We start from the raw sequence: 26,032 nt of genomic DNA on the forward strand, positions 1-26,032 counted from the left end.
TGCCTAAGTGTCCAGCTGGTGTTGTTAAAAGGGTAAGATGAATGCTGACCCACGTCTATGGGATAGAGCCGGAGGCTATCGTTGTCGAAAGTTTCTTTGAGTTAGTTGTATCGTCAAAATGGCTTATCCGTAACGAACCTGTCTTTAAAAGCAGGAGTGCTAATCAGCAATTAACTCAAAGCAACTGATGCTGTTAGCGACTCATATAAACTATAAGATTCAAAAGCAACAGACCGACAAGCTGGCTAGTAGCGTTGTTTTACTAGCCCCCCACACAGAAAGCAAACACTTCACCCTTGCAGAAACTGAGCGAGAGTCGATTTTTCACAATTCCCGACTTGGCTATTACACCAACTTTATGAGCCGCTGTATGCCATTGATTAAAAAGTCATTCAGGCCCTCCGGAAAAGTTTGAAACAATCTACAAAAAATGGCCGAATTATAGGGCTTAGCCCAAGCATCTATTACCACTGTTTAGAGAAATACAATAAAGGGCTAATCTTTCTGTTTGGAAACTATTTCCTCAGTAGGTGCATATAACTTGCCTGTAACCACAAAAAGTAAAGCAGTTTGAAGTTCTAACAAATATAATTGCCTATCCCCTATTACAAAATAAGTCCATATGGCACTTAGTAGGTATATTCCAGATGCAATGTTAAAACCAATACTTGCGTGTTTCCTTTTCATTTTGCTTCTCTCCAAAAAAAGGGGCATTTCGCCCCTAGATACTGCATTTACCAGTGATTTTTATTTGTATTTCCGTACTGCGCATAAATTGCATCACTTGCGTTTGAAACTTCAGCAAAAAATGCGCCTAAATCGTAGAAAAAACCAGCACCAGATATTGATTCTACTTGGGTTGTGTTTAGTTCAATCATTTTAACTTCCTCATTGTTAAGTGTTATTTTCTGTGGTCTGAATAACCTTGATAAAAATCGTATGCTGCATCTGCTACAGCTATAGCGATTGCGATTTGGTTCCAATAACCGCCAGAAATGTTACGCAGCTCTTCTATTTTGATTTCTTCCATAATTCATTTTCCTTTAGTAACGACCCGAATTGGTCGAAAACAATAATTGCAGTATCTTTCGCTTGATTAAACTGACCCATGTAACTGTTTTTATGTTTCTTAGATCTAAACTGCACTTTTCAGGATGACCAACGGTAATGAGATATGCCACCACAGCGGTGGAGGGAGTTAAAAATACAGTGGCAGCCAAACGTCGCTAAATTAACTATATTTAGCGTCACGGCATTGGGGTAGGGAAATAACCATGCTTGTATAAGCTAAACTAAGTATTTTGATGATTGCGGTTAAATTTTTTGGTCTCATGAGAAACATCAATGTCAGGTACACCAATTGGCACCTATAACGACGCTATCATTACCAGTTTGTGACTGGCTACTGATATCAATATTCATATAAAAGCAAATGCTTGACGACGCATCCGAGAGTGAAGGCGCAACACGCAAACTTGAATTCAGCCAATGAAGGAGGAGCATTTTAAGAACGCTTTTTCATATTTTCCCTCAGTTTGCCCCATTGTAGAGCTGTACTAAGAACTTATACTTACCCGACTTAAGCTGAAGTTGAGGAGGTGGTGTTATCAATCGTGTAAGGTGAATGCTGATCCCCCGTTTATGGGGTAGAGCCAGCCCTACGAAGCAGCACTAAGAACTTATACTTACCCGACTAATTATCCGACTAAAACTAATATTGTGGGCTCTTCATCATTAACGGGGGACATCCGCATTCATTAAACTGATTTTGCGAAGAATCATTTAATGGAGAGTACAGATGTCCCACGCAGGTACTATTTTAGGCATAAGTGAGTTAGAAATAGAACGTGTTCATCGACATGATTTTATTGAAGTGTGGGCAAAGCCCACTAAAAAGCCGCTATGCAAGCATTGTGAGAGTCGACATTTACGCATAAAAGCCACACATAAGCGCACTGTGAAGCACACGCGCCAAGGTAATCAGGTGCTAACGCTACATTTAAAGGTGCCTAAATATCATTGTCGATGCTGTGGTCGTTATTTCAGGCACCCTTTTGTTGGGATCCGGCCACGCTACCGGGCATCGGAGTGCTTTCGCTTAGAAGTCTTTGAGGCGCATCACGGTGGTGTTACGCAACGTGGTATCTCTCGCACACATCGCATTAGTCCCACTACGGTAGAGCGTTGGTACCAATCACACATCAGCCAAAAATATAAAGAGATTATCAGTCGTCCCTGCCCAGAGATGTTGGGGATAGATGAACACTTTTTTACCCGTAAGAAGGGTTATGCGACGACGTTTGTAGATTTACGACATCGTAGTGTGTTTGATGTAAAACTGGGACGTTCTGAATTAAGTTTACGCTCGTACTTGCGCCACCTTCCCAATAAAGAGAACGTTAAGCTCATCGCGATGGACTTATCGGAAACCTATCGTGGTATTGCCAAACGCTATTTCCCTAATGCTACGATAGTCGCTGACCGTTTTCATGTAGTGCGCTTGATAAACCATCATTTCTTAAAAGCGTGGCAGCAACACCATCCTGAAGGACGTAAGAATCGGGGTTTACTTAGTTTGATGCGACGACATCAATGGCATTTAAGCGAAGAGAATAACAGCAACCTACAACGCTACTTAGTTGACTATCCGGTGTTAAAAACACTGTATGAGGTCAAACAGAAGCTCATCAGGTATATGCTGTTAAAGACTATGAATGAAAAACGAATGGAGAAGACATTACCGAGGTTCTTAGACTTGCTTGAACAGTTACATCACAGTCCACTTCGTGCACTGGCCAAAACCTTAACTTCGTGGTTGCAACCTATCATCGCCATGTGGCGCTTTACACGAAACAACGGGATCACTGAAGGCTTCCACAACAAAATGGAAATGATATCGAGAAGAGCGTATGGTTTTAGAAACTTTGAAAATTATCGAATAAGAGTGATGACCCATTGTGCTATGCCGGTTACCGGATGGGATGGTGTTATCAATCGTGTAAGGTGAATGCTGATCCCCCGTTTATGGGGTAGAGCCTCAATCGTGTAAGGTGAATGCTGATCCCCCGTTTATGGGGTAGAGCCTAAGTGGAGACTATCGCTTGAGGCTAGGAAAAAATGGTGGCCCCACCCTGACTTGAACAGGGGACCTGCCGATTATGAGACTCAAACCGAGCGTTTACCGATAGTTACTTTATTTACCTGACAATTACTTATTGTTTCATATAAATCAGTAGGTTATTGAGGTTTTGTTATCTCTGTTGCTTAATTTTTTAAGCAATTCAGCGCATTAGATTTTGCGCTCAAAGTAGCACAGAGGTAGCACAGCATGTCATCTACAAAATTCAGATTTACAGAACAGGCCATTGAAAAACTGTCAGGTTCAGATAAACGGGCTCGATATTACGACGCTCAGATGCCAGGTCTCATCATTGACGTTCTTCCTTCAAATAAGAAAACCTTTCGGGTATACAAGAAGCTTCCTGGCACGCAAAAGCCATTGTCTGTAACTATCGGTTCCTTTCCATCTATTCCCGTTGAACAGGCGCGTAAGCAAGCCAGGAAAGCCATGGCGGACATTGCTGATGGAATGAACCCTAATGATAACAAGCGTCACTTCAGGGCCGCCTCAGTGACTTTAGAGACAGTTTACGAGAGCTATAAACTTTCCAGAAAGCTTAAAGAAACTACTTTACGTGGCTACGAGCAGGTGATGGATTGCTATTTTGATGATTGGGCAAAGAAGCGCTTGGCTGACCTCACAGAAACCCGCATCTATCGTCGGCACTGCGAACTGACTAAGCGCAGCCCCGCACAGGCCGACTTAGCTATGAGAACGCTCAGAGCGCTTTTTAACTTCGCCAGAGCTGAGTATAAATCCTCAGACGGCAGAACTTTATTCCCTCATAACCCTGTTACTGTTCTGTCTGAAAAACGTTGCTGGAACAACGTAGCCCGCAAGCAGACAAGGCTCCGACCCTCACAGTTAAAGCCATTTCTAGCGGTAGTTAATGAGCTGCGTGATAAAGCTATAATCCACCGACAAGATTTTACTGCAACAGTGTGTGATTTCGTAGAGTTCATGGCTTTTACAGGACTGCGTAAAACAGAATTACTTGAGCTGGAATGGAAAAACGTATTTTTGAACGACCAGTTATTCTGCTTAGACGATACAAAGAATGGTCATGGGCTTGAACTGCCAATTACCAAACCGCTTGAGGAAATCCTTAAAAGAAGAGCTGAGTACCGCGTTTCGGGGTTTGTTTTTGGTGCTGACAACCATCATGGCAGAGTGGTGGAGCCTAAGAAAATTATTAAGCAAATGAACGCTAGGGCTGATGTCTCTTTCACTCTGCATGATCTTCGTCGTACGTTCTGTTCGGTTGCTGAAACTATTGGGGTAGGTACATACACATTGAAAAGGCTACTCAACCACAAAACGAGCCGCAGTGATGTTACTGCTGGCTACACCGTGCTTACAGCAGAAGAGCTAAGGGAACCAGCAGATAGAATCTGTCAGAGGCTATTGGAATACGCAGGCGTAAAGTCAACCGATAAAGATAGCGCCATTGATGACTTGACGAGGAAATTGGCGAGTTTGTCTAAATCGCAAAGGCTTGAACTTATGTCAGCATTATTGGCCTAGAGTATATCTCACAGTTAAAATGGGTGGTGACCATTACTGAGGTAAAAAGTCGTTTCATAGTGGCTACATCGCCCATTTTTTAAATACTATTAATCAGCATCCCGACATTCTTCGCTGGTTAGCTCAATTTCAATAGTGGTATGCGATAACTCAAACTCTTGTAGCGCGTTGGATACACTTTCTTTAAGTTCGAGGTATTCAGCTTTCGACTCAAACTGACTAACGACGTGAACTGTCGCGACATGGTGCTCACCATCTAATGACCAGATATGCAGGTGATGCAGATCGCTCACAGCATCAAGTTCAAGCAGTTTATCAGTCACCTTTTGTAAAAGACTGTTGTCTGGTGACGCCTGAAAAAATAGCTTCACGGTGCTGATGAGGTTTCGGATAACGTTGAACAGAATGAATAGCGTAAATCCGATGGAAAGAACTGGATCCAGAACGGGCCAGTCTTTGAACTGCATAACAATAGCGACAATGAGTACCGCTACCCAACCTAAAACGTCTTCGAGTAGATGCCAGTTCAGAACTTTTTCATTCAACGATTTACCACCATGTAATTTATAAGCTGCGAAGCCATTGACCAGTACGCCAAGAACAGCCAGTGCAATCATGCCTTCTGTTTCTGGCATCTCTGGATTACTCAGGCGTGGCACTGCCTCATAAAGGACCCAGGCAGAGCCAACGATTAAAACAATGCCGTTTATCAGCGCCCCAAGTAAACTCAGCCGGCGATAGCCATAGGTAAACTCTTTCGTTGCGCTTTTAGTGCCGAGTTTATTCAGAAGCCACGCACTGCCAATTGACAATGTGTCACCTAAGTCATGCACGGCATCCGCCATAATAGCGGTACTGTTTGTTAGCCATCCTCCAATAAACTCAATGATAGTGAAGCCAAAATTGAGGAAAAAAGCCCAGCCAATTTTTTCTGAGCTATGGGAATGTGAGTGCCCCATACATACTCCTGTCGTGCCCTGGTTTTATCCAGGGCATTGTTGTTTTACTGTTTATCCGCTTTCCTGTGCACCAGTTGGTATAAGGTTGGGAGCACGAACAGTGTAAGTAAAGTCGATGAGATAATGCCGCCGATAACCACCGTCGCGAGCGGCCGTTGAACTTCAGCACCGGTGCCTGTGTTCAGTGCCATGGGCACAAAGCCAAGACTTGCTACCAGGGCAGTCATCAAAACGGGACGAAGCCTGACTATTGCCCCCTCAATGACAGCGGTGTAGAGCTCGCCTTTTTCAAACCACAACTGCCTGATAAAGGCGAGCATCACTAAACCATTCAATACGGCGACGCCTGACAATGCGATAAACCCTACACCGGCAGAAATAGACAGCGGCATACCCCGAATCCACAGTGCAAGTACGCCCCCAGTCAGTGCCAGCGGCACACCGGTAAAGATGATTAAGGCATCCTTTACTGAACCAAATGCGAGAATAAGAATCCCGACGATGAGCGCCAGCGTCACCGGGACCACCCAGGATAGTCTTTTGCTTGCCGATTCCAACTGCTCGAACGTTCCGCCATATTCCAGCCAGTAGCCATCCTCAAGTTCCAGTTCAGTCTGCAATGTTGCCTGCAAATCTGCGACAAAACTACCTAGATCGCGCCCACGAACGTTGGTTGTAACGACCACGCGGCGTTTGCCGTTTTCCCGACTGATTTGTGCTGGCGCGGGTTTGACTTCTAATGTGGCCACCTCCTGTAGAGGCACATACCCATCGGGTGTCGGGACTGGCAGTACCTTAAGCTTTTGAACGTCGCGTCGTAGTTGCTCCGGTAGGCGAATTACCAGTTTAAAACGCCGGTCTCCCTCATAGATCAAGCCTGCTTGCTGACCACCAATACTGGTCGAAACCAAAGACTGAATGTCGTCTATATTGAGGCCATAGCGCGCCATTACTTCACGTTTCGGAATTACCGATAGCATAGGCAGACCGTCTACCTGTTCAACGCGGGTATCTGCTGCGCCAGGTAACCCTTTCGTGAGTGATGCAATCGAATTTGCTGATGCCAGCAATGTATCCAGGTCATCACCAAACACTTTGATCGCGACATCGGCTCTGACACCGGAAATTAACTCGTTAAAGCGCATTTGGATAGGCTGCGTAAACTCGTAGTTATTGCCCGGTAGCGCAGAGACTGCTTTCTCAAGCTCCTTAATGAGCTGCGATTTAGGCTTATCCGGAGTGGGCCACTCAGAGCGGGGCTTGAGCATCACAAAGGTATCGGCAACATTGGGTGGCATGGGGTCGGTGGCCACCTCTGGCGTACCCACTTTCGCGTATATCTTGTCAACTTCTTCAAAGTCGATAATGGTTTTTTCAAGGAGTTCCTGCATTTCAACAGACTGCTCTAATCCCGTACCTGTAATACGCAGTGCATGCAGCGCGATATCCCCCTCGTCCAGCTGTGGAATGAATTCTGAACCTAAAGTAGAGGCAAGCCATGAGCAAACCACAACGAGACCCAGCGCGCCTGCCAGAATAAGCGATTTGAATTTAAGCACCCATTCAAGCGCTGGTCGATAAATGGCTTTTGCGCCGCGGATAATGATGCTCTCCTTTTCGCTGATTTTTCCGCGCATAAATACCGCGATCGCAGCAGGCACAACAGTGAGTGATAATACCATCGCACAAAGCAATGCGATTACCACCGTTGTTGCCATGGGGTGAAACATTTTCCCTTCTACGCCAGAAAGGGTGAATATCGGGAAGTACACTGCGGTGATGATACCCACGCCAAACAAACTGGGGCGAATAACTTCAATAGTGGCCTCTTTAACTTCCTGTAAGCGCGCTTTAAGCGCCAGTGTACCCCCTTGTTGCTTTTGCGCCTCTGAGAGCCTGCGAATACAGTTCTCCACGATGATGACAGCGCCATCCACAATCAGACCAAAATCCAGCGCGCCGAGACTCATCAGGTTGGCAGAGACGCCCCGCTGAACCATGCCGGTAATAGTCATCATCATCGCGATAGGAATAACAGCCGCCGTAATGAGGGCGGCACGGATGTTTCCTAACAGTAAAAACAGGATGACGATAACCAGCAGTGCGCCTTCCAGAAGGTTTTTTTGCACAGTCTGGATGGCTTTGTCTACCAGCGTAGTGCGGTTATATACCACCTCTGCCTTAACCCATTCAGGCAATGATGTTTGTATTTGCTGAAATTTATCATTGGTGAGCGCTGCAACTTCACGCGAGTTTTCTCCGACCAACATCATCACGGTGCCCATCACGGTTTCCTTGCCGTTTCGGGTTGCTGCCCCTGTGCGCAGTTCTTTGCCCAGTCCCACTTCGGCGACATCTTTGACTAAAACAGGCACGGAACCTTTACGGCCGACAACAACGTTACTGATATCCTCAATTGATTTTAACTGGCCCGGTGAGCGGACTAACAATTGTTCGCCATTGTTCTCTATATACCCTGCTCCAGCATTGTCATTGTTGCTTACCAACGCTTTGCGGATATCTGCCATAGTCACACCCATTTCCAGCATCTTCGCTGGATGTGGCATCACGTGATACTGCTTGTCGTATCCCCCTATGGTATTCACTTCCACCACGCCTTTAACCTGAGCCAGTTGTGGTTTGATTATCCAGTCCTGAACTTCACGAAGTGCGATAGGCGTAGCGGGCGAGTCGTCCGGCATTTTGGCGCCGTTTTTCGCTTCCAGCGTGTAAACGAAGATTTCACCCAGACCTGTTGCAATCGGTCCCATCTCAGGTTCAAGCCCCGGCGGGAGTACGCTTTTCAGCGTTGCTAACCGCTCATCGATAAGGTTCCGGGCAAAGTAAATGTCAGTTCCTTCTTCAAATACCACGGTGATCTGAGAAAGTCCGTAACGTGAAATAGAGCGCGTATAGGACAAATTGGGCAGACCATATAACGCCGTTTCAACCGGAAAGGTGATCCGCTGCTCTGCTTCAAGTGGCGAATAACCAGGTGCTTCCGTGTTTATCTGAACCTGAACATTAGTAATATCCGGCACCGCATCTATCGGTAGCCGCTGATAACTCCAAATGCCGATGCCTATGATGACGAGCACCAGGGTTAACAGCAGGTAACGCCGCTCGACTGAGAGGCGAACAATATTATCTATCATTTTCTCCCCCCATTAGTGCGCGTGAGATGCGCCGGATTTTTGTATATCCGCTTTGATTAAGTAGCTGTTGTCGACAACATACCTTTGTCCGGCAGATAGTCCGGCGACAACTTCGGAAAAGTTGTCGTCCTGCAATCCTAAGGTTACAGGTGTTGCCTGATAAGCATTGCCTTCATTCAGGAACACAACCGGCTTATTGTTCAGGGTTTGAATGGCCCGATTTTCTATTTTTACCGGCACCGATTTTTGTTGTGAGTCGACAATGCCTGTGACTAAATCGCCGGGAGAGAGTAGGCCGTCCTTGTTCACCACTTTTACCAGTGCTAGCTGGTAGGGTTGCCCTTCGTGAGAAGGAACAATGCTGGTAATCGTGCTCTCGAGTTGACGACCATTTGCGATAATGTGAACTGATTTACCTTCAGCAACCTGACCACGGTGAGCTGGAAACACCTTTAATTCCGCCCAAAGCACTGAAGTATCAACAATCGTAAAAAGCGGTGTTGTGCGGGTAAGCTCTCCGATATTCAGGTTGCGCGATACGACAACGCCATTGATTGGCGCTTTTACATCGTAAGACTGGAGGCTGTCATTTGACTGCACCTGCGCTATTGCCTCTCCGGCTTTCACAGTCTGGCCAATATCAGTAAAGAGCTGCTCAACAATTCCCGTAAACCGGGCGTGAACCTCGGCACGCTGTTGTGGCGGTATAGTCAACTGACCATAAACCTCGGTGTGCTTTTTTATTTCACCGCCCGTAGCAACGTTTGTGGTTACGCCAGCCTGACTGGAATACGCATCATCTATCTCAGTTCGGGCTTCGTGCTTCTCCCAATCCCACGAAAAGCTATTCTCTCCCAGTGAGAGTGCAATATTCGCGAGAAATGAGTGCGGCTCAGCGATAAAACTTGTGGACCTGAGCCCATTTTCATAGCTTTCAAAATGGATGATGTCCTGACGTCCTCCCATACGATTGAGCGTGACGTTAAGCGCGTCAGGTGGCAGCGGCTGGGAGCGATCAGCCCTTTCGGCCAGTAAATATGCTCCCTCTTTCGTATCCTGAATGCGTAATGTCAACGATACGCTGCTATTGGTAAATGTTTTCGATTCAGCCGCGTGGGATTGTTTACCACTTGCTGCGGCATTGGCATCCGTCAGACACAGTAGTAGTGAGATAATAACTAATAGTCTATTCATGGTTATTCCGGAATTCTTGAGTAGGAGAAGCCTGACCGGATACTCCGGTCCACTGTTCAACGAGTGACTGGTTCACTAACGCGCTTTCGCTCAATTCGATGACCTTTGCACGTGCCCGTATCAACGCATCTCTGGATGCAATCCAATCCTGGTAGCTGTATGCCCCTCGCTGGTAACCTTCGAGCACGAGCGTGGTAGCTGTTTCAAGGTCGGGCAAAACGGTGTCGTTGATATGCTTTACAGCATCAATGGTGAAATTGAGATATTGCTGTGCTTTAAACAGTAATGCTTTTATCTCAAGTATCTGACTGTCTCTGGCAATTACCGCGGCTTCTTTTTTCGCCAGGGCAGCCTGAGTAGCGCCTTGGTTTCTTTGTTCGGCAAAAAGCGGCATGGAAACAGCAGCAACAACAGACGTATCCTGAACTGCCTGAGAGCGCCGTACACCTATGCGCCATGAAATATCAGCACTGGCATTACTTTCTACCAGCTTTTGTTCAGCTTCTTTCACACTGATAGCTTGGGTGAGTCGTTCCACATTTGCTGATTCAAGAAACTGTTGATAAACAGCGGAATACTGCCGTTTTGCGGGAAGGGTACTAAGTGAACCCGAGATTTTATCGATTGCCTCAGCATCTCCCTGCCAAAATAGAGCAAGTGACTGCTTGGCAATAGCGAGAGCCGTTTCAGCGGATGCTTTGTCGACTCTGGCTTGATTGAGTGCGGCTCTGGCGCGTAGAAATTCAGCTTTATTGGTTGCGCCTTTCTCAACGCGCTGTTTAACGATAGATAAGGCCTCATCAGCGAGAGAAACAGACGTTTCCGCTAATGTCAGCCGCTCTTTAGCTGCGAGTGTTTTTACATAGTGCCGGGTTAGTTCGCTTAACAGTTTGAGCGAAGCAACATAGCGCTCTGACTGTAACAGGGATAAATTGGCGTCAACTAAGGATACCCTTGCATCGAGCTTTCCTCCCATCTCGAAAACAGAGGAGAGTGAGACCGTCAGCTCAGCATCACTAATGCCTGACGCATCTCCTGAACCGAGCAGGTTTTCTGCTTCAACGCCAACGTGATAAGCCGGAGTGAGATTAGCCAGCGTTCTATCTGCCTCGGTAGCAGTGAGCAGCGACTGATATCGCTGTAAATCCGGGTGTTGCCGCAATGTCAGTCGTGCCGCTTGTTCGAGCGTTATCGTTTTGCTTATTGCAGTGGGTGATATGAATAGCAACACACTACTCACGATCACAGTGCACATACGCCTGCGCGCATGCGAAATAAAAGAGTTCATATTGTAAATCCTGGTCAGTAACTAAATAGATAAAAAATGACTAGGATTCAGGCTCTGGGAGGACGGTCGATACCAGGTTGTAAGTGAGAGGGAGGGAAAGGACGATATGCAGCTAGTGCCATCTCGCCAAATTTACCTAAATGGCTATCAGTATTTTTAAATAATACGACATGGGTAAAATGCCCGTGACAGGAGCAGCAGTGGTCACAGTTGTCTGTACCTGCGTTGTCTGCAGCATCTTTATCTGGCTGGCAAACACTGGAGTCCTGAACACACAGTTCATGGTGTGATTCTGAGGCGCTTTCGAAGAAGCTATCAAAAGCAAACGCATCTGAGGCAAACAAAAACAACTGTGCAAACAGCATCAGGGCGGTAATCACCACCTTGCTGCTAGTTCTGTTGTTTTGATGCGACTTCATTGCATTCCTCGTTCTATTGGCTACATTAACCTATTAGCTTTAGCGCCGGAAATCAAGAGAAGGCGCGAGTCATATTGAATTTTGTGGACATTACAACAAACTTTTATGCACAAAATAAGTACGTTCAGTAATAGATAAATAAATAAAAACTAAAAGATAACTAATAGCGACCCTCTACAGCCCAAGCATATTAAGGGCTTCACAGAAGATAGAACTTTTTTGATACACAAACAAAACTTTTTTCGTACGTTGATAAGTCGATTTCAAACCTTTCTCGTACACGAACAGAACTTTTTTCGTACACACGGCGAACTTATTTGGTACACAGCGACAGCAGCTCTTGCAGGCCTTGTCCAATTACTAGATTTGAATGAAGCTCATGAAGCCAGTTGTAATGGTTGAACCGCTGTTTTTCCGCTTCTGAAGGCTATTCCTTTTTCCTTTACCTTAATAGAGCATGTTGGTAGGCAGTAGATCACATGCCTGAGAGCCTTGATGACTTTAGCTTTAAATTCGTACAGGTTCTTGCATTTACTTCTCTGGCTATGAAATACAGCTTCCAGAATTGCCCAAGGAATGAAATTACTTTCATTATTGCCCTCTTTATTCATAGAGTAAGCTTTCATATTTAAAAACAGATACAAATCGATTCCTAGTGGCGATCTCCGCTGAAAAAGTAATTGAAGTGCTCTAGAGTCTACAGGCATGGATTTTTTCACATCACTAATTGAGAAAGGTTTGGTTGTTCCTTTCGTATACATTCCTGCTGCCGTAAACCGCTCTTCGTTGGAGATCTTCATATTGAGAGCTGAGCGGAAACTAGAATAGAAGCTTGTCAACTGGCTAGATCCACTTTGCTCTCTTCCCACAACATCGAAAAATGCTTGTCGTTGAGACTTTTTAAGCTCTTCCTCAATTACTTCTTCGATTCCCGTTGTCTTCTCAAGTTTTGTGAATTGAGTTTGCCAGTAACAAATACTCATTCGCCCAAATGTGCCACCTGGAATACCGCTTTCGCATTCCAACTTTAAAGTTCGCCTGGCGTTTTCTTTTTCAGCCAATGTTATCGGTACGGTTTGCTTTTGGTGCAAAGGTAGTAGTACCGGATCAATAAGCACTGTCGGGTAGTACGCTATATATTTTTTGGGGACATCTTCGCAAAAAGATAACTCCCGGATTAGTTCGCTTGCGGATTTCATTAGATATTTACATCCTATACGCAAACTAACCGCTTGTTTTCTGACTATCTATCCAATTGTCAAGATCTTTGGAAGGAAAGAGTAACTTCCCATTCATTTTTATGTATGGAGGGACGGGGTTTTGCTCACCATATACGCGGTTTCTGTATATGCGATTGTATATGGTTCTTTTACTTGAGCGGAGTATGGCTGCTACCTCTTCTAATAAATAGAAGTCAGGCTTTGGTTTTAAGTGTCGGTTCATCACAGTAGTTACCTCTGTTCACTGGTAATGTTCAATGCTTACCGATGAAACTACAACGCAATGAGCAACGGGGTGGTCGAAAAACTAGGGTGACTTTGAGGGGGTTTTTCTGTTTTTAGGAAAAAGCGACATTAAGCTGCCAATTTGAGGCGTAGCTTTGATTAAAAAATAAACTGTGAATTTGGCATGCCAAATTCAAAAATGGAAAAGTCAGGCCTGAACAGCGGCTTCAATGCTGTTTATTCACCTTTAGATGAAATAAACAGGCAAAGAAAATGACAACGCCCAGAATCATTGCGCAACCAACAAGTAAAGGTCCCATAGTTAGATTCTCCCAGCTTTAATTGCATCAAAAAGATCGTGCTTAAGTTTGTCATAGCGTCGGGTAGCTCGAATAGCCAAAACCATCAATACCCAAACCTGAAACCATTCATATGTTGCCATGTCAACCTCTTACTGATTTAGTGCCTGTTTTTTCGTTAGTCAAAAAAAGACCGCTCAAAATTAGGCATGCCTAATTTCTATAGATAGGTATCGTAAAGCTCGCCTCGCGCCTGAGCATCCTCAGCCTCTTCACGAGTCATGTGCTCACCATCAGCGATAACATTTCCCATACCATCATCCAGCTTATCCAATTGTTCATTTCCTTTGCTGTCTGTTCCATCACTGCCAAAAAAGGCACTTACGACGAATAAAGCGACAACCGCTAAAATCCCTAAAAAACCTTCGAATCCCATTTTTACCTCCACGCTCAATTTGGCATGCCAAATTGATGGCTAAGTATTCCTTAGTATCTAGGTGCTATTAAAGCTAAGAAAATCTTAGTTTTCAATAGCAGATGTCGTACACCAATTGAAAGCAAATGATGGTTCGCCGTTCCCAATACGGTTAAAACAGGCAAGAACAAGGGTAGGTCTATCCCAAAAGCAATTAGGGATACAGGCAGGGATGGACAACTTTGTAGCGTCTGCGCGCATGAACCAGTACGAGCGCGGTGTTCACACACCAGACTTTAAAACGGTGCTGTCCTTAAGTGCAGTGCTGAACGTGCCCACTGCATTTCTGTTTTGTGTGGAAGATGATTTAGCTGAAGCGATATTGGAGTTTCATCAAAACAGACAATAGCGAAGTATCGCGACCCCATTAATAAGCCTTTTCATGTTTTTCAATATTTCCATCTTATTTGCCTGATTGCCTGGTAAATTTCGCTAAGAACCCACCCGTAAAACAGAGGCATCATGAGCAATACCCCTCTCTTTTATTCGGGCGCTCCGCCGCCCGCTATGTCGAAGTCGAAAAATCGCCTTCAACATAGCGGGCGTCTGGGTTCTGGCGCTTACACGCAGAAATTTATTTGCAGATTGCATCCTGATTTATATGCAGGTAATCTTTAAACCACTAGCCCGTTCGGGCAACGAAAAAAGTCGGCGCTCTCCAGCTGCCGTTTCCACGTAGTGAGGCACCCTCACGTCCTTCTATATATGTCATGCCGCGCCGCATTTTCGGCGTTCAAGTTCGGCGCTTAGTTGCTGCCGTTTCTATCTATTTTGATTTTTAAATCCCAGGCGAGATCGGTCCGAGCCTTGCGTTATGCGCTAAACAGGGGCGAATAGGCTTAAGTGTCGCTGAGCTGTTCACAGCCAGTTAATCTTACAACCTAAGGAATGACATAATGTTTAATGAAGTACATGAAGTGTCTCAGCTCAAAGCCGAGACCCGACTAATCGCCAGAAAGCGGCATAAGCCGTCGAAGCTAGACAAGTACAGTGTTCACTTGCGTAAACTCTATGAAGAGGGCGCAAGTAAAGCGGAGCTTCAGCGCTGGCTTGTTCGTAGAGGTGTTGTAGTAAACTGGACCACGGTGAAACGTTGGCTGGACAGAAATGCCTAAATTCGCCAAAGCAGAAACGCAGGCAGAAAATGTAGTTAAAGGGCTGACAAAAGCAAGAATTATCAAGTCATATGGTACAGCCCGTAATTACGAACAAGCTCTTAAAACTGTAGCCAAGTGGACAAAGGAAAACAAAGTAAACGGGCTTCAGTCACTGACACCAGACGTTGCCAGGTATTACCTTGAATACCGAGCGGAAGCTGTAGGGCAGAAAGCACTTGATATGGAGCGTCAGTCCATTCAGGCAATGATGCAACTGAATGGCAAACTCCCTCCTAAAGCAACCTTGTACCGGGTCAAATCAGAGCTAGACGAAATTAAAAGGTCCAGAGCCTACACGTCAGCACAGGCACAAGCCGTATCCGAGCATCAAACTGCCACACATCAACTTTCCACTCAAATTGCATATGCTGCCGGATTAAGAGCGCATGAGCTTCTAACTCTTGCCAGTGCAGAAGAGCGAAATCCTGACAAACGTCCCGCGTTACACTCAAAATGGGCTGGGCGTGAAGGTCAGCTGTACACGGTTCAGGGTAAAGGCGGGTTGATACGCCACGTACTAATTCCTAACGAACTTGTCGAGCAGCTCGAAAAGCGGAGATTGGATAATCCAGTTACGATTACAGACCGAAAAATTAACTACCTTCAGCGTTATGATATTGGAGCAGGGAAGCGATGGTCTGACTCTTTTAGTAAAGCTTCCAAACGGGCACTCTTCTTTTCTACAGGAGCTCACGGGCTCCGACATAGCTACGCCCAGGAACGGATGCGCGAGCTGATAGATATTGGCTTCAAACGTCCACTCGCGCTCGAAACTGTTTCGCAAGAAATGGGACATTTTAGGCCTGAAATAACCGAAGTTTATCTGATCTAACTAGGAATATACTGAATTCTGCTTTAGCTAATCTGTAGCAATAACAGCTAACGCTATACAACAATAAACAATAAGGGGACAGTTTGATCTGATATACAATTTAGAGGCAGCAGTAAGCCGCTATCGCCTGAATATTGGACTTTCACCTTGGACAATGAGCGGGCTTTAAAAACATCAAAAACTGGTGAAGCTTTGATGCTTCCGAAATTTTTGACCTACAATATTTTGCTCCATTTCTACGGTTATCGCTTCGGGGAGACGATATAAAAGCGACCTTTTTATAGTTCCTTTGAAGCCTGTTTTTCCCTCTATTTCTGCTTTGATTGTTTTAAACTCTTCATAGCTAATTCGAGGATCTATCATGACCTGCGAAATTAGTTGGTGGGGATCGATATCATAACTATATATATCATCTGTCGGAATCTCAAAACCCCAGTCTAGATGTATCAGTCTGATTTCCTTTTCGTGAGAAAATGCTTTACGCTTAACCAGTAGGGAGCTGAATAAACTGCCGAAAGTCATTTTTCCATTATCAGAAAACGCCTGCTTAGCTTGAGAGATGATCTTTGATTCTGACAAGTATTTCACTCTACCGATACAGGAATCAACCATTGGTGTGTCTGCGTTGGCAATTGAAATACTGGTAAGTAACTTACCTATAGTTGTTCTTATTCGCACACTTTTTCTATCGGGAGAATATATTCTCCACATTGCATCTGACGCCCTAGAAGTTGTCCAACACTGGCCGTACAATCGTTCGTGTGTATCTAAATCTATTTGTAAACCATCAGGGTATTTAATTTTTGATTTTAAGGTTAAATTTTCAAAGGTGTCGTCCCATAGTTTAGGTTTTACCAATGTATTCTTACAACTATCAAACAATTCTAAGAAACGATCGTAAGAAATCACTCGATAGATATAGTCATCAAATTCCGATTGATTAATATTTAAATACACATTCTAGCCTTTGAAAAAATTCACTACTAATCGACATCAAATAATCGGCAATAATTAACAAAGTCGGAGAAATTCCAACTGTTATCGTTCATGACTGATTTGCTTGTTATGCCTCAACTTCTTCATCGCCATGAGTTAATACAACATCCTTAGTATATTCGTAATAAGAGTCTTGTAAGTATTTAAGGCCATCAGATTTATCAATGCTTATATCCAACTGCTCCCTAACGAACTCTAATCTATGTTTACACTCCTGAATCAGTTCGCCCCACGTTTTCACCCAAATAGTGATGCCATCAGCGTCATATATAATACCCTTCGATGTATTATCTTGTTTTAACCGCCTCTCTGCATAAGCATCGAGGTCATTTGAGATAATCCAGAAATTCCATTTTGTCTTCAAATGTTTAAAACGCTCATCTTCAGCAACAGCGAAGGCATATGATTCAATCTGAGTTATTTCATCTTGTCCTATTTTTACTTTAGGTGCTTTAAGCTCAACAACTAAATGTTCTCTTTCATCAGAATGATTTTTCCCAATACTTCGTGTCAGCATTAAATCAACAATACCTACTCGGCCATCAATTCTTTTAACAGGCTTATCGAGCTGTATATCTACTCGCTTTTTGTTTAAGTGTACTCTAAGAACTTCGCTGAGTGACTGATCGTTAACAGTTAATGAAAATTCATCGCCAAAAACCCAAGTGTTTTCAGCAAGAATTTTATGTAATTGAGTTCGCTCTTTTAGAACTTTCTTTTTCTCAGGGTGAAAAATAATTTCCTCTAATCCAGTTACAAATTTCAAGCGATCTGATACAACCTTTGACGCACTTATTATTGATGAAAGTGAAGCTTCTTTTAATAACTCAGCAAGTTCCGACTGCTTACCCTTCGTCAGGTTGAGAACTTCAGTTAAAATGATATGTAAATCATCTGGGTTAGAGCCTACGATCTGTTTCAGCAATCTAAACTGAAACTTTTTTAGTTTGATATCCGATCTTTCAAATTCAGGTATTTGTTCACTAATATTTAAAGCTAAAATATCGAAGACTTGCCTTTCCGCCTCTTCAATTGGGCCACTCAATACGTTCGGATACGGGTAAACATCTTCCCTTTTCCATTTTTCAATTTTATCCGCTGATAGCTCAATTCTGCGCAGCATGAAATGATTTTTTAATGCTGATGTCGCTGCTTCTATAGGCTTAGACAATGAAGGTTCTAAATCACCAAGACCTAGTGTTCCAACTGTATTTAGCTTACTAATATGCTCTGATTTCAAATAAGCAGTATATGAAAAATCTCCTGTTCCCCGAATAGCTTTTTCATAAGGTAACAAAGGGAATCCATTATTATTACAAAGCTGAATTTCATTTGCTGTATTGCATTTCCATTCTATGATCTGCAATTCATAAGGGTACTCAATATTATCGAATATGACCGTATCTAAAGTGATATTAGTTTTATGCTCTATCTGACTCTCTGGATCTACCAACTCGCCATCAACATAAAGATTAATTGATTTATATTGTGATAGGTATATCGCAAAAACGGATGAAAAATGCTCAAGCAGTCTCTCTTTACTTATTGATGTAAACTCTTTGTGAGGTTCATATATTGAAACAGTTGTTCCTGTTGATTTGCTACCACTTACTTTCGGTGGTGTAGGGTAGAATACACCTTTATTATCAGCTTTTCCTTTCATTGTGTATGAAAGGGTTTCTTGACCATCAAAGAACGACGTTTTCCATTCAACTATCCTTCCTATAGCGAATGATTTAAACCTACCTTGACCCTCTTTACCATGTAAGAATCGACCTTTTGGTGAAACATTTTTTAGTCCTTTCCATGAACCTCCAAGGGAACTAAATAACACTTTAGAGTCTTTATGCTCAATTCCCATTCCATCGTCTTTTACATGGATGGCTTGTAACCCAAAGTCATTACGATCTATTGTAACCTGCACTAGATCCGCATCAGCATCAAATGCGTTCCAGACTAGTTCAGTCAAAGCAGTTAAAACAGGTGCGCGAGAGACTTTATCTAAATGATCCTTTTTTACCTCTACTTTAATTAGTTCTTCCATTTAACACCTAAATTCGAATAAGACACTTATATAAGATTTACGTCAGTTTTTAACTGAGACTTCATAGTAACCTCGTTTCAAATAAAAAACTATATTATGCATTATCATAAGAAGGGTAAGATTTTTACTATTCGAGGGGAGAAGTCTACCTGGTGTTCCAGTGCCACGCCTCTACCATAAAGTTGACCGTTATCTAGAGCTCTTCCTGTAAACCTCCCCTAAACTAGTGACATTCCTAGCTCGGTTTACGAGACTGCCATTAAAAACTAGCGATATCTGGCATTGAATAGAGGCACAGATATCAAAGGGAAATGGCTCTTCATCATTAACGGGGGACATCCGCATTCATTAAACTGATTTTGCGAAGAATCATTTAATGGAGAGTACAGATGTCCCACGCAGGTACTATTTTAGGCATAAGTGAGTTAGAAATAGAACGTGTTCATCGACATGATTTTATTGAAGTGTGGGCAAAGCCCACTAAAAAGCCGCTATGCAAGCATTGTGAGAGTCGACATTTACGCATAAAAGCCACACATAAGCGCACTGTGAAGCACACGCGCCAAGGTAATCAGGTGCTAACGCTACATTTAAAGGTGCCTAAATATCATTGTCGATGCTGTGGTCGTTATTTCAGGCACCCTTTTGTTGGGATCCGGCCACGCTACCGGGCATCGGAGTGCTTTCGCTTAGAAGTCTTTGAGGCGCATCACGGTGGTGTTACGCAACGTGGTATCTCTCGCACACATCGCATTAGTCCCACTACGGTAGAGCGTTGGTACCAATCACACATCAGCCAAAAATATAAAGAGATTATCAGTCGACCCTGCCCAGAGATGTTGGGGATAGATGAACACTTTTTTACCCGTAAGAAGGGTTATGCGACGACGTTTGTAGATTTACGACATCGTAGTGTGTTTGATGTAAAACTGGGACGTTCTGAATTAAGTTTACGCTCGTACTTGCGCCACCTTCCCAATAAAGAGAACGTTAAGCTCATCGCGATGGACTTATCGGAAACCTATCGTGGTATTGCCAAACGCTATTTCCCTAATGCTACGATAGTCGCTGACCGTTTTCATGTAGTGCGCTTGATAAACCATCATTTCTTAAAAGCGTGGCAGCAACACCATCCTGAAGGACGTAAGAATCGGGGTTTACTTAGTTTGATGCGACGACATCAATGGCATTTAAGCGAAGAGAATAACAGCAACCTACAACGCTACTTAGTTGACTATCCAGTGTTAAAAACACTGTATGAGGTCAAACAGAAGCTCATCAGGTATATGCTGTTAAAGACTATGAATGAAAAACGAATGGAGAAGACATTACCGAGGTTCTTAGACTTGCTTGAACAGTTACATCACAGTCCACTTCGTGCACTGGCCAAAACCTTAACTTCGTGGTTGCAACCTATCATCGCCATGTGGCGCTTTACACGAAACAACGGGATCACTGAAGGCTTCCACAACAAAATGGAAATGATATCGAGAAGAGCGTATGGTTTTAGAAACTTTGAAAATTATCGAATAAGAGTGATGACCCATTGCGGATGGGATGGTGTTATCAATCGTGTAAGGTGAATGCTGATCCCCCGTTTATGGGGTAGAGCCAGGGAAATGAACCAAAATATTTTGGGTTTTATGTTATTCCGCGTGCTACAGTAATGAGTAGCACAGAGGTAGCACCAACCGAATCAGGTTAGTAGTAACTATCGTTGAAACGTAGGAAAAATGGTGGCCCCACCCTGACTTGAACAGGGGACCTGCCGATTATGAGTCGGATGCTCTAACCAACTGAGCTATGGGGCCATTTTGAGATGTGCTGTGTAATTACGTCCGCAAATTGTTTTGCATAACAACCACAAGCGAGCGCAAGTATAAGCAGTTTTATTTACCTTGTCACGCCTAGCTGATGGCTTTGTGAATTGTTTGCTTTATTTTTGTTCATTTTGTCGCTGTTTTGCTTGTTTTATGAATAGAGTTAGCAAACGTTATTCGAAATCCAATACTTTCTACCCCCCTAATTACTTGAAGAAAGCACTAGAAAAAAGCGCTAGAAAAAAAGCATTACGGAAAAGTACTGGAAGAAAAGCTAACACTTTCTTTGCCCAATAACGCTTATTTACTCTTTTTGTATGTTAGTCCGCCTTGACTCACAAACGCTAAAAGCAGCACTATTGCGTTTAATAGTCATGCACTCATTTTATCGATTATATGGTGGGTGAAAGTGCAGCGGTTTCTGGCTGCGGAATATTTGAAGGAATTATTGAAGTAAATGAAGATACCTTTTCGCATGAAAGCTGTATATACGTTGCTTTTCGCTGCATTGCTTACATTGGTAGGGTGCGACGTGATTAATCTGAAAGGACGCGAAGCTGGAGAAATACCCTTTAAACTTGTGGGTGTAGACACAGGCGCGTGCCCAATGATTATGAGTATTGGTCAGCAGCGTTGGAATATCGATTATTTCGGGTTCTATCTTAGCAAACCTGAAGTTCGCATAGATGGAAAATGGCAACGGGTGAAGTTCAAGCAAACACAGTGGCAAACTCCAAATGAAGCACTGTTGAAATTTCACAATAAGTGCAGCAACCCAGACGATGCTAACAGCAAAATAGTGTTAGATGTGTCAGAGGAACTCTTAAAATTAGCAACTAACCTTCGTTTTACTATGGGGCTACCTTTTAACGTTAACCATGCTGACCCCCTTACGCAACCAACGCCATTAAACGATAAGTCAATGTTTTCGAGTCGTCAAAACGGGCACCGGTTTCTAAGGTTAGATGTTTCAAAAAGCGGTAAAGAAACACCTAAATGGTCTTATCACCTAGGAAGCGTAGGGTGTGCATCTGAGTCAGCGTCGACTGCACCTGAAAAGTCATGTGCATTCACTAATCGCGTTGAATTTATTTTGCCAATGACTCAGTTAGATACTGACTTAGACTTAGAGGTTTCTGTTTCTAACATAGTAGCTCAAGTTGATATCAACGAAGCTGAAAGCTGTGTTTTTAAGTCTCCTGAAACTAAGCCTTGTGAGAAGCTTATTCATAATCTGGTTTATAGACCGTGGATAAAATGGCAGTAAAATTGAAATAAACCTACTTAAACACTAAAAATTAGCGATTTATTGCTCACATTTCGTAATTTATGTTTATACTTTGCACACATATATCAACCAAATGCTTATGTGCTGATTATTAACATCGTGATAGACTCAACCTTCACATTCTATGTTAATTATAAAAAGCAGGTAAGCGGTCGCGGAGATGAGAATGACTGAAAAACCCTTCATTACAAGTGGTCGAAACACCATCATTCATAAAATTAGAAAGTTAGATTTATTGGTTATCAATGGTGATGAGCACCCGCCAATTCTTGTAACTTACAAAGGCATTAAGCAATATGAAGGTAAAATACCTGAGAATAAGCGCGATGCGAAAATGATGGATATGGAACTAGTTGATGTAACGACTAGCGACGTTTTCGGTGACGAAAAAACTTTAGTGTTTATTCAAACGCTAAATGGAAAAGAATATAAAATTGATTACTCGAAAATTGGTACGGGTATGTTTATTAAAATTCACCAAGACAGTATTTTCTAAAAGCATAACTACCTTTTCAGTTAAATGGGCTTTTAGCGAGGTGGGGTTAGGCAATCTGACCCCAATTGTCTGGCACTAAAGAATTAAAGCCTGCGATAACTCGTCCTTCCCCTTTAAGCTGCACATAACGTTTTTTAAAGATATTGAACCGGCAGATGTCAACTGGGGTTACCTCGGATGAGTTTACACCTGTTACCACACCCGCGGTCTTTAAGCCTTCAGCAATGAGCTCTGAACAAAACCAACTGCTAAAATCCTCGTTATTATAGCTAATACTACTAAAAAGAGGGTGATCATCGAGTGCGTCTACAGCCGAACCGAATAGCTGAAGTACGTCGTAGGGCTTTCCTTCTTGCTCGCACATAAAGTTAAAGAATTTGTGTTTGTTTTGTTCGAATATACTACGCGATGCTCTTGATAGGGGCAGCCACCAAATATCACCGTCATACGACGCAACACGCTCGCTTAGCCGGTTTGTCATAACGCTCCGTTTACCCTTGAAAGACGTAGCCTCCATAACATGATTGTAATACTGGCTTCTTTCCTGGGCGTGCACCATGGATTGTGTAGCTTGGGTATGCGTAGCTGTGGTGTGCGTAGCTTTAGTATGTGTATTTTTAGTATGTGTAACTATGGCAACATGGGTAACGGCGGAGCGCGTAGTAAGCTTTGTCCATCGGGAAAACAAACTGTTTCCGCCAAACGCAATGATGTCGCCTGGCTGCATGTGTTCTCTTATATGGTGATAGTGCTGCTGCTCTAACATTTCTCTTCCTTGAATTAATGCTATTGGCTTACGACATGCCTACTTTAGATTTACGTTTTCCAATATTTTAGCGCTTCTTAACATTAGCTAGCAATTTTAAAATCGTTAGGTTGTTTCAAAGTATGTGTTAAGCGCGACTAATAACAGTTTAGATAGATAGTTAAACCTTATCTTTTGTGCGCTTATCGCTACAACTCAGGTAACCGTATTTTAACGCTTCTGTAGCGTAAACATCATAAAACTTAACTAGCTTATGGGGGCGGCGACAAGTAGAGGTCGTCACCGCGTTGCCTAATACTATCAGAGGAAATTGTTATGTTTACGTTACGCCGTGTTACCCAAATCGCTTTACTAGGAACCACACTTTCTTTAACTGTTACTGCTGCAAATGCTAGCTCTTACCCAGCCGAGATAGAAGATAAGCTAATTGCTGTATGTGAAGCCGTAAAGAGCGACAGCCGCTTTAAACTACATCGCGCGGTAAAAGCAACAGGCTTGAATATAAAACACCTGCACGAAGGTTTGGTTTGTAATGGCCAAGATATGTTGACCTTTGCAGCTACTCATAACGCGTCTAGAAATGCTCAGCATATAGCGCGTCGTGTTAATGCAAGCCCAAGCGTATTGACCGCTAAACGCTAATTTGAGTTTTCGCCCTGGACTTAGGGCTATGTTATGCATAGCCCCTTTTTTTCATCTTTCTTCAGCTATTCCTTTAAACCGCAGTGCCATAGGGCCTAGAAAGTTATAGCATCAATTAAATTGCAAAGGGAGTGCAGATGATCTCATTAGTATTCTTACAATCTGCATCTAAGCAAGCTTCACTTTGCAAAATCTTGAAGCAACTAAATCTGTTTAGCAATGTGTTTGGGGCTGAGTCGGTGGGCCACTGTTTAGCTTTGGCTGAAAAGTACCCTCAATCAATCGGTTTCTATTCAGTTTCAAAGTCATGTCGTAATCTAGCTTCAAAGTATTGGTTGGCGGTGGGCGACAATGATGAAGAGGCACTTTTGGCGTTCTCGCACAACGCATCGGGTTTTATTACACCGCCTTTTGAAGAGGACCAGCTAATACGTGCTATCGGATACGTTAAAAGCAAATTTGACTGTTTTGAGCGTGATTTCCAATTCAACACAATGGTAAAAGGGCTGTGCAAACAGTACGGTGTATCTAAGCCCGCATTATTAGCGACATTACGTCAACAGTTAAGCAAGACTAACAAACCTAATGTGGTTGGTATTAGAACTGAAAATGGATGGTGTTGCTTAAACCCTGCCGATATTAAATGGATAGAAGCAGCAGGGGATTACATGTGTGTACAAACACTATCTGAATGTTATGTGGTTCGCACAACCTTGTGTGAACTACTGCAACGTCTTGGCGAGCAGCATTTTAAGCGCTGTAATCGTTCAGTAGCAGTAAATGCCAAACACGTGGCGCATTTAGAGCAAAGGTTAAATCAGCAAAGAGTGGTTATGCAAGGTGGCGAGATCTTTAAAGTCACCCATAAATATTACTATCAGTTTTGGCATGTAGAAGGTCAATAAAAATCGAGGAAGATCATACGACCATGGTCCCGCTGGTGGTGGAACTCGCTAATCGTTACACTTAGTACTTTATACTTAAAGGCAAGGATAGAAAGTGCGAAATGTAAGTAACGCGGTAGTGGGTGCCATAGTAGTTTTCGCTGCGTATTATGCTGGGCTTTTCGCCGTTACCATGTTGGCGTTACCTATTCCAGGGCCATTGGTTGGGCTTTGTCTGCTGCTTGGTATGCTCTTCACTTTTCCAAAACTGGAAGTGCCTACAGCTAGGTTTGTTACCTTTCCCTTAAAACATATGTCATTGTTTTTCGTTCCAGCAGTACTAGGGGTGTCTATTTATTGGGACGATATTCAAGCCAATGGGCTGGCAATCGCCATTGCCATTATCCTTACTACCTCATTAAGCTTAGGCGTCACCGCTTGGTTCGCACAGAAGTTATTTTGTAGCAAATTGGATAAATCTTCCAGCGCTTCACAAAAGGAAGGGGAGCTTGAATGATTGATGCATTAAATCAAGTGATTAGCTTTAATGGGCTGTTATGGCTATGTATCACTGTTATCGGTTACCTTATTGCACTTTGGATTAATAAAAAGTGTAACGGTCACCCCATTGCACACCCCATTGTTTTTACGGCTGTTTTTGTTTCTGTATTTCTCTATTTAACCAATACTGAAGTGGTGAAGTATCAGCATTCAGCTTCATTACTTCACTGGCTCTTAGGGCCTGTCACTGTAGCGCTCGCATTACCAATTTATCGCCAATGGCAGTGTTTAAAACACTACGGATGGAGGTTAATAGTCAGTATTGGCTTTGGTGGAATAATTGCGCCTGTTACCGCATGGCTCACGCTTTTTGCGTTAGATGCACCATCGGCCCTAAAAATGACCATGTTAGCTAAATCAATCACCACTCCTCTTGCGATGGAAGCTAGTGCTCATATTGGCGGGATTCCGGCGCTAGCAGCTGTTTTTGTTATCACTACAGGCATTGTGGGCGCAATTGTAGCGACCGGGGTATTCTCTGTATTTGACGTGCGTGACCGACAGGCACAGGGCATTGCTTTAGGTACTGTTGCGCATGCTATTGGCACTGCCAAGTCAATACAAATGGGTGAGGACGTCGCCGCTATGGCTACCCTTGGGCTTTGTGTTAACGGGATATTTACAGCTTTGATACTCCCCCTAGTCTTTGGAGTTTTTGTTTAAACTT

The 26,032-nt window shown here is 43.4% G+C and carries 25 protein-coding genes and 1 tRNA gene; 12 read left to right on the forward strand and 14 right to left on the reverse strand.

Translation table 11 applies throughout. The features are described from left to right. Positions 1–734: 734 nt before the first annotated feature. Both PCAR9_RS04050 and PCAR9_RS04055 read right to left on the reverse strand, forming a co-directional pair. Complete coding sequence (locus tag PCAR9_RS04050) at positions 735–878, reverse strand: hypothetical protein (RefSeq protein WP_179982514.1); 144 nt, start codon at positions 876–878, stop codon at positions 735–737. A gap of 23 nt (positions 879–901) precedes the next feature. After that, positions 902–1,030 (reverse strand): class IIb bacteriocin, lactobin A/cerein 7B family, encoded by a 129-nt coding sequence (locus PCAR9_RS04055; protein ID WP_179982515.1) that lies wholly within the window; start codon positions 1,028–1,030, stop codon positions 902–904. Positions 1,031–1,798: 768 nt separating this feature from the next. On the opposite strand from PCAR9_RS04055, the gene PCAR9_RS04060 reads away from it, so the two are divergent. Then, entirely contained in the window at positions 1,799–3,007 is a 1,209-nt protein-coding gene (locus tag PCAR9_RS04060) for an ISL3 family transposase (protein WP_179982516.1), read from the forward strand. Positions 3,008–3,328: 321 nt separating this feature from the next. After that, positions 3,329–4,645, forward strand: a complete 1,317-nt coding sequence (locus tag PCAR9_RS04065; RefSeq protein ID WP_179982517.1) for a site-specific integrase — start codon at positions 3,329–3,331, stop codon at positions 4,643–4,645. Between the two features lie 89 nt (positions 4,646–4,734). Here the strand turns inward: PCAR9_RS04065 and PCAR9_RS04070 are convergent, their stop codons facing one another. The 8 genes from PCAR9_RS04070 to PCAR9_RS04105 all read right to left on the reverse strand — a co-directional run bounded on the left by PCAR9_RS04070 (position 4,735) and on the right by PCAR9_RS04105 (position 13,840). Further along, positions 4,735–5,604: a cation diffusion facilitator family transporter gene (locus PCAR9_RS04070; protein ID WP_179982518.1), complete on the reverse strand. Its 870-nt coding sequence runs from the start codon at positions 5,602–5,604 to the stop codon at positions 4,735–4,737. 44 nt (positions 5,605–5,648) lie between these two features. Then, positions 5,649–8,759: an efflux RND transporter permease subunit gene (locus tag PCAR9_RS04075; protein ID WP_179982519.1), complete on the reverse strand. Its 3,111-nt coding sequence runs from the start codon at positions 8,757–8,759 to the stop codon at positions 5,649–5,651. Positions 8,760–8,771: 12 nt separating this feature from the next. After that, complete coding sequence (locus PCAR9_RS04080; RefSeq protein WP_179982520.1) at positions 8,772–9,725, reverse strand: efflux RND transporter periplasmic adaptor subunit; 954 nt, start codon at positions 9,723–9,725, stop codon at positions 8,772–8,774. A gap of 220 nt (positions 9,726–9,945) precedes the next feature. Next, positions 9,946–11,208, reverse strand: coding sequence for a TolC family protein (locus tag PCAR9_RS04085; RefSeq protein WP_232091275.1), 1,263 nt, complete (start codon positions 11,206–11,208; stop codon positions 9,946–9,948). 80 nt (positions 11,209–11,288) lie between these two features. After that, a complete protein-coding gene (locus PCAR9_RS04090) occupies positions 11,289–11,660 on the reverse strand; it encodes a hypothetical protein (protein ID WP_179982522.1) in 372 nt (123 codons plus the stop codon). A 377-nt stretch (positions 11,661–12,037) separates the two neighbouring features. Further along, positions 12,038–12,859, reverse strand: a complete 822-nt coding sequence (locus PCAR9_RS04095; RefSeq protein WP_179982523.1) for a hypothetical protein — start codon at positions 12,857–12,859, stop codon at positions 12,038–12,040. Positions 12,860–12,884: 25 nt separating this feature from the next. Next, a complete protein-coding gene (locus PCAR9_RS20230; protein WP_420000786.1) occupies positions 12,885–13,103 on the reverse strand; it encodes a helix-turn-helix transcriptional regulator in 219 nt (72 codons plus the stop codon). A gap of 521 nt (positions 13,104–13,624) precedes the next feature. Next, on the reverse strand, positions 13,625–13,840 hold the full coding sequence (locus PCAR9_RS04105; RefSeq protein ID WP_179982525.1) for a hypothetical protein: 216 nt from the start codon (positions 13,838–13,840) through the stop codon (positions 13,625–13,627). A gap of 115 nt (positions 13,841–13,955) precedes the next feature. Here PCAR9_RS04105 and PCAR9_RS04110 point away from each other — a divergent pair, with 115 nt between their 5' ends. The 3 genes from PCAR9_RS04110 to PCAR9_RS04120 all read left to right on the forward strand — a co-directional run bounded on the left by PCAR9_RS04110 (position 13,956) and on the right by PCAR9_RS04120 (position 15,868). Then, positions 13,956–14,228, forward strand: a complete 273-nt coding sequence (locus PCAR9_RS04110; RefSeq protein ID WP_076012106.1) for a helix-turn-helix domain-containing protein — start codon at positions 13,956–13,958, stop codon at positions 14,226–14,228. Positions 14,229–14,775: 547 nt separating this feature from the next. Continuing rightward, positions 14,776–14,994: a hypothetical protein gene (locus PCAR9_RS04115; protein WP_232091115.1), complete on the forward strand. Its 219-nt coding sequence runs from the start codon at positions 14,776–14,778 to the stop codon at positions 14,992–14,994. Further along, a complete protein-coding gene (locus tag PCAR9_RS04120; protein ID WP_179982526.1) occupies positions 14,987–15,868 on the forward strand; it encodes a site-specific integrase in 882 nt (293 codons plus the stop codon). Before PCAR9_RS04115 ends, PCAR9_RS04120 begins: the two co-directional genes overlap by 8 nt. Before the next feature lie 174 nt (positions 15,869–16,042). Here the strand turns inward: PCAR9_RS04120 and PCAR9_RS04125 are convergent, their stop codons facing one another. Together PCAR9_RS04125 and PCAR9_RS04130 are read right to left on the reverse strand one after the other, a co-directional pair. After that, a complete protein-coding gene (locus PCAR9_RS04125; RefSeq protein WP_179982527.1) occupies positions 16,043–16,825 on the reverse strand; it encodes a DUF2971 domain-containing protein in 783 nt (260 codons plus the stop codon). A 106-nt stretch (positions 16,826–16,931) separates the two neighbouring features. Beyond that, positions 16,932–18,908: an ATP-binding protein gene (locus tag PCAR9_RS04130; RefSeq protein WP_179982528.1), complete on the reverse strand. Its 1,977-nt coding sequence runs from the start codon at positions 18,906–18,908 to the stop codon at positions 16,932–16,934. Positions 18,909–19,297: 389 nt separating this feature from the next. Between PCAR9_RS04130 and PCAR9_RS04135 the strand changes: the two genes are divergently transcribed. After that, positions 19,298–20,491, forward strand: a complete 1,194-nt coding sequence (locus tag PCAR9_RS04135; protein ID WP_179982529.1) for an ISL3 family transposase — start codon at positions 19,298–19,300, stop codon at positions 20,489–20,491. Positions 20,492–20,642: 151 nt separating this feature from the next. On the opposite strand, the gene PCAR9_RS04140 is transcribed toward PCAR9_RS04135, so the two are convergent. Beyond that, positions 20,643–20,719 (reverse strand) — tRNA-Ile (locus tag PCAR9_RS04140). 466 nt (positions 20,720–21,185) lie between these two features. Between PCAR9_RS04140 and PCAR9_RS04145 the strand changes: the two genes are divergently transcribed. Together PCAR9_RS04145 and PCAR9_RS04150 are read left to right on the forward strand one after the other, a co-directional pair. Beyond that, complete coding sequence (locus PCAR9_RS04145) at positions 21,186–21,995, forward strand: MbnP family copper-binding protein (RefSeq protein WP_179982530.1); 810 nt, start codon at positions 21,186–21,188, stop codon at positions 21,993–21,995. Between the two features lie 187 nt (positions 21,996–22,182). Continuing rightward, positions 22,183–22,512: a hypothetical protein gene (locus tag PCAR9_RS04150; RefSeq protein ID WP_179982531.1), complete on the forward strand. Its 330-nt coding sequence runs from the start codon at positions 22,183–22,185 to the stop codon at positions 22,510–22,512. A 46-nt stretch (positions 22,513–22,558) separates the two neighbouring features. On the opposite strand, the gene PCAR9_RS04155 is transcribed toward PCAR9_RS04150, so the two are convergent. Beyond that, positions 22,559–23,278, reverse strand: a complete 720-nt coding sequence (locus PCAR9_RS04155; protein WP_179982532.1) for a hypothetical protein — start codon at positions 23,276–23,278, stop codon at positions 22,559–22,561. A gap of 315 nt (positions 23,279–23,593) precedes the next feature. Between PCAR9_RS04155 and PCAR9_RS04160 the strand changes: the two genes are divergently transcribed. The 4 genes from PCAR9_RS04160 to PCAR9_RS04175 all read left to right on the forward strand — a co-directional run bounded on the left by PCAR9_RS04160 (position 23,594) and on the right by PCAR9_RS04175 (position 26,028). Beyond that, positions 23,594–23,920 (forward strand): DUF3718 domain-containing protein, encoded by a 327-nt coding sequence (locus PCAR9_RS04160; protein WP_179982533.1) that lies wholly within the window; start codon positions 23,594–23,596, stop codon positions 23,918–23,920. A 137-nt stretch (positions 23,921–24,057) separates the two neighbouring features. Beyond that, entirely contained in the window at positions 24,058–24,825 is a 768-nt protein-coding gene (locus PCAR9_RS04165) for a LytR/AlgR family response regulator transcription factor (protein WP_179982534.1), read from the forward strand. A 94-nt stretch (positions 24,826–24,919) separates the two neighbouring features. Next, complete coding sequence (locus tag PCAR9_RS04170) at positions 24,920–25,321, forward strand: CidA/LrgA family protein (protein ID WP_179982535.1); 402 nt, start codon at positions 24,920–24,922, stop codon at positions 25,319–25,321. Then, positions 25,318–26,028: an LrgB family protein gene (locus PCAR9_RS04175; protein WP_179982536.1), complete on the forward strand. Its 711-nt coding sequence runs from the start codon at positions 25,318–25,320 to the stop codon at positions 26,026–26,028. Before PCAR9_RS04170 ends, PCAR9_RS04175 begins: the two co-directional genes overlap by 4 nt. The last annotated feature ends 4 nt before the right edge of the window (positions 26,029–26,032 follow it).

Origin of the sequence: Alteromonas macleodii, assembly GCF_903772925.1 — a bacterium.
Taxonomy (GTDB): Bacteria; Pseudomonadota; Gammaproteobacteria; order Enterobacterales; family Alteromonadaceae; genus Alteromonas; species Alteromonas macleodii_A.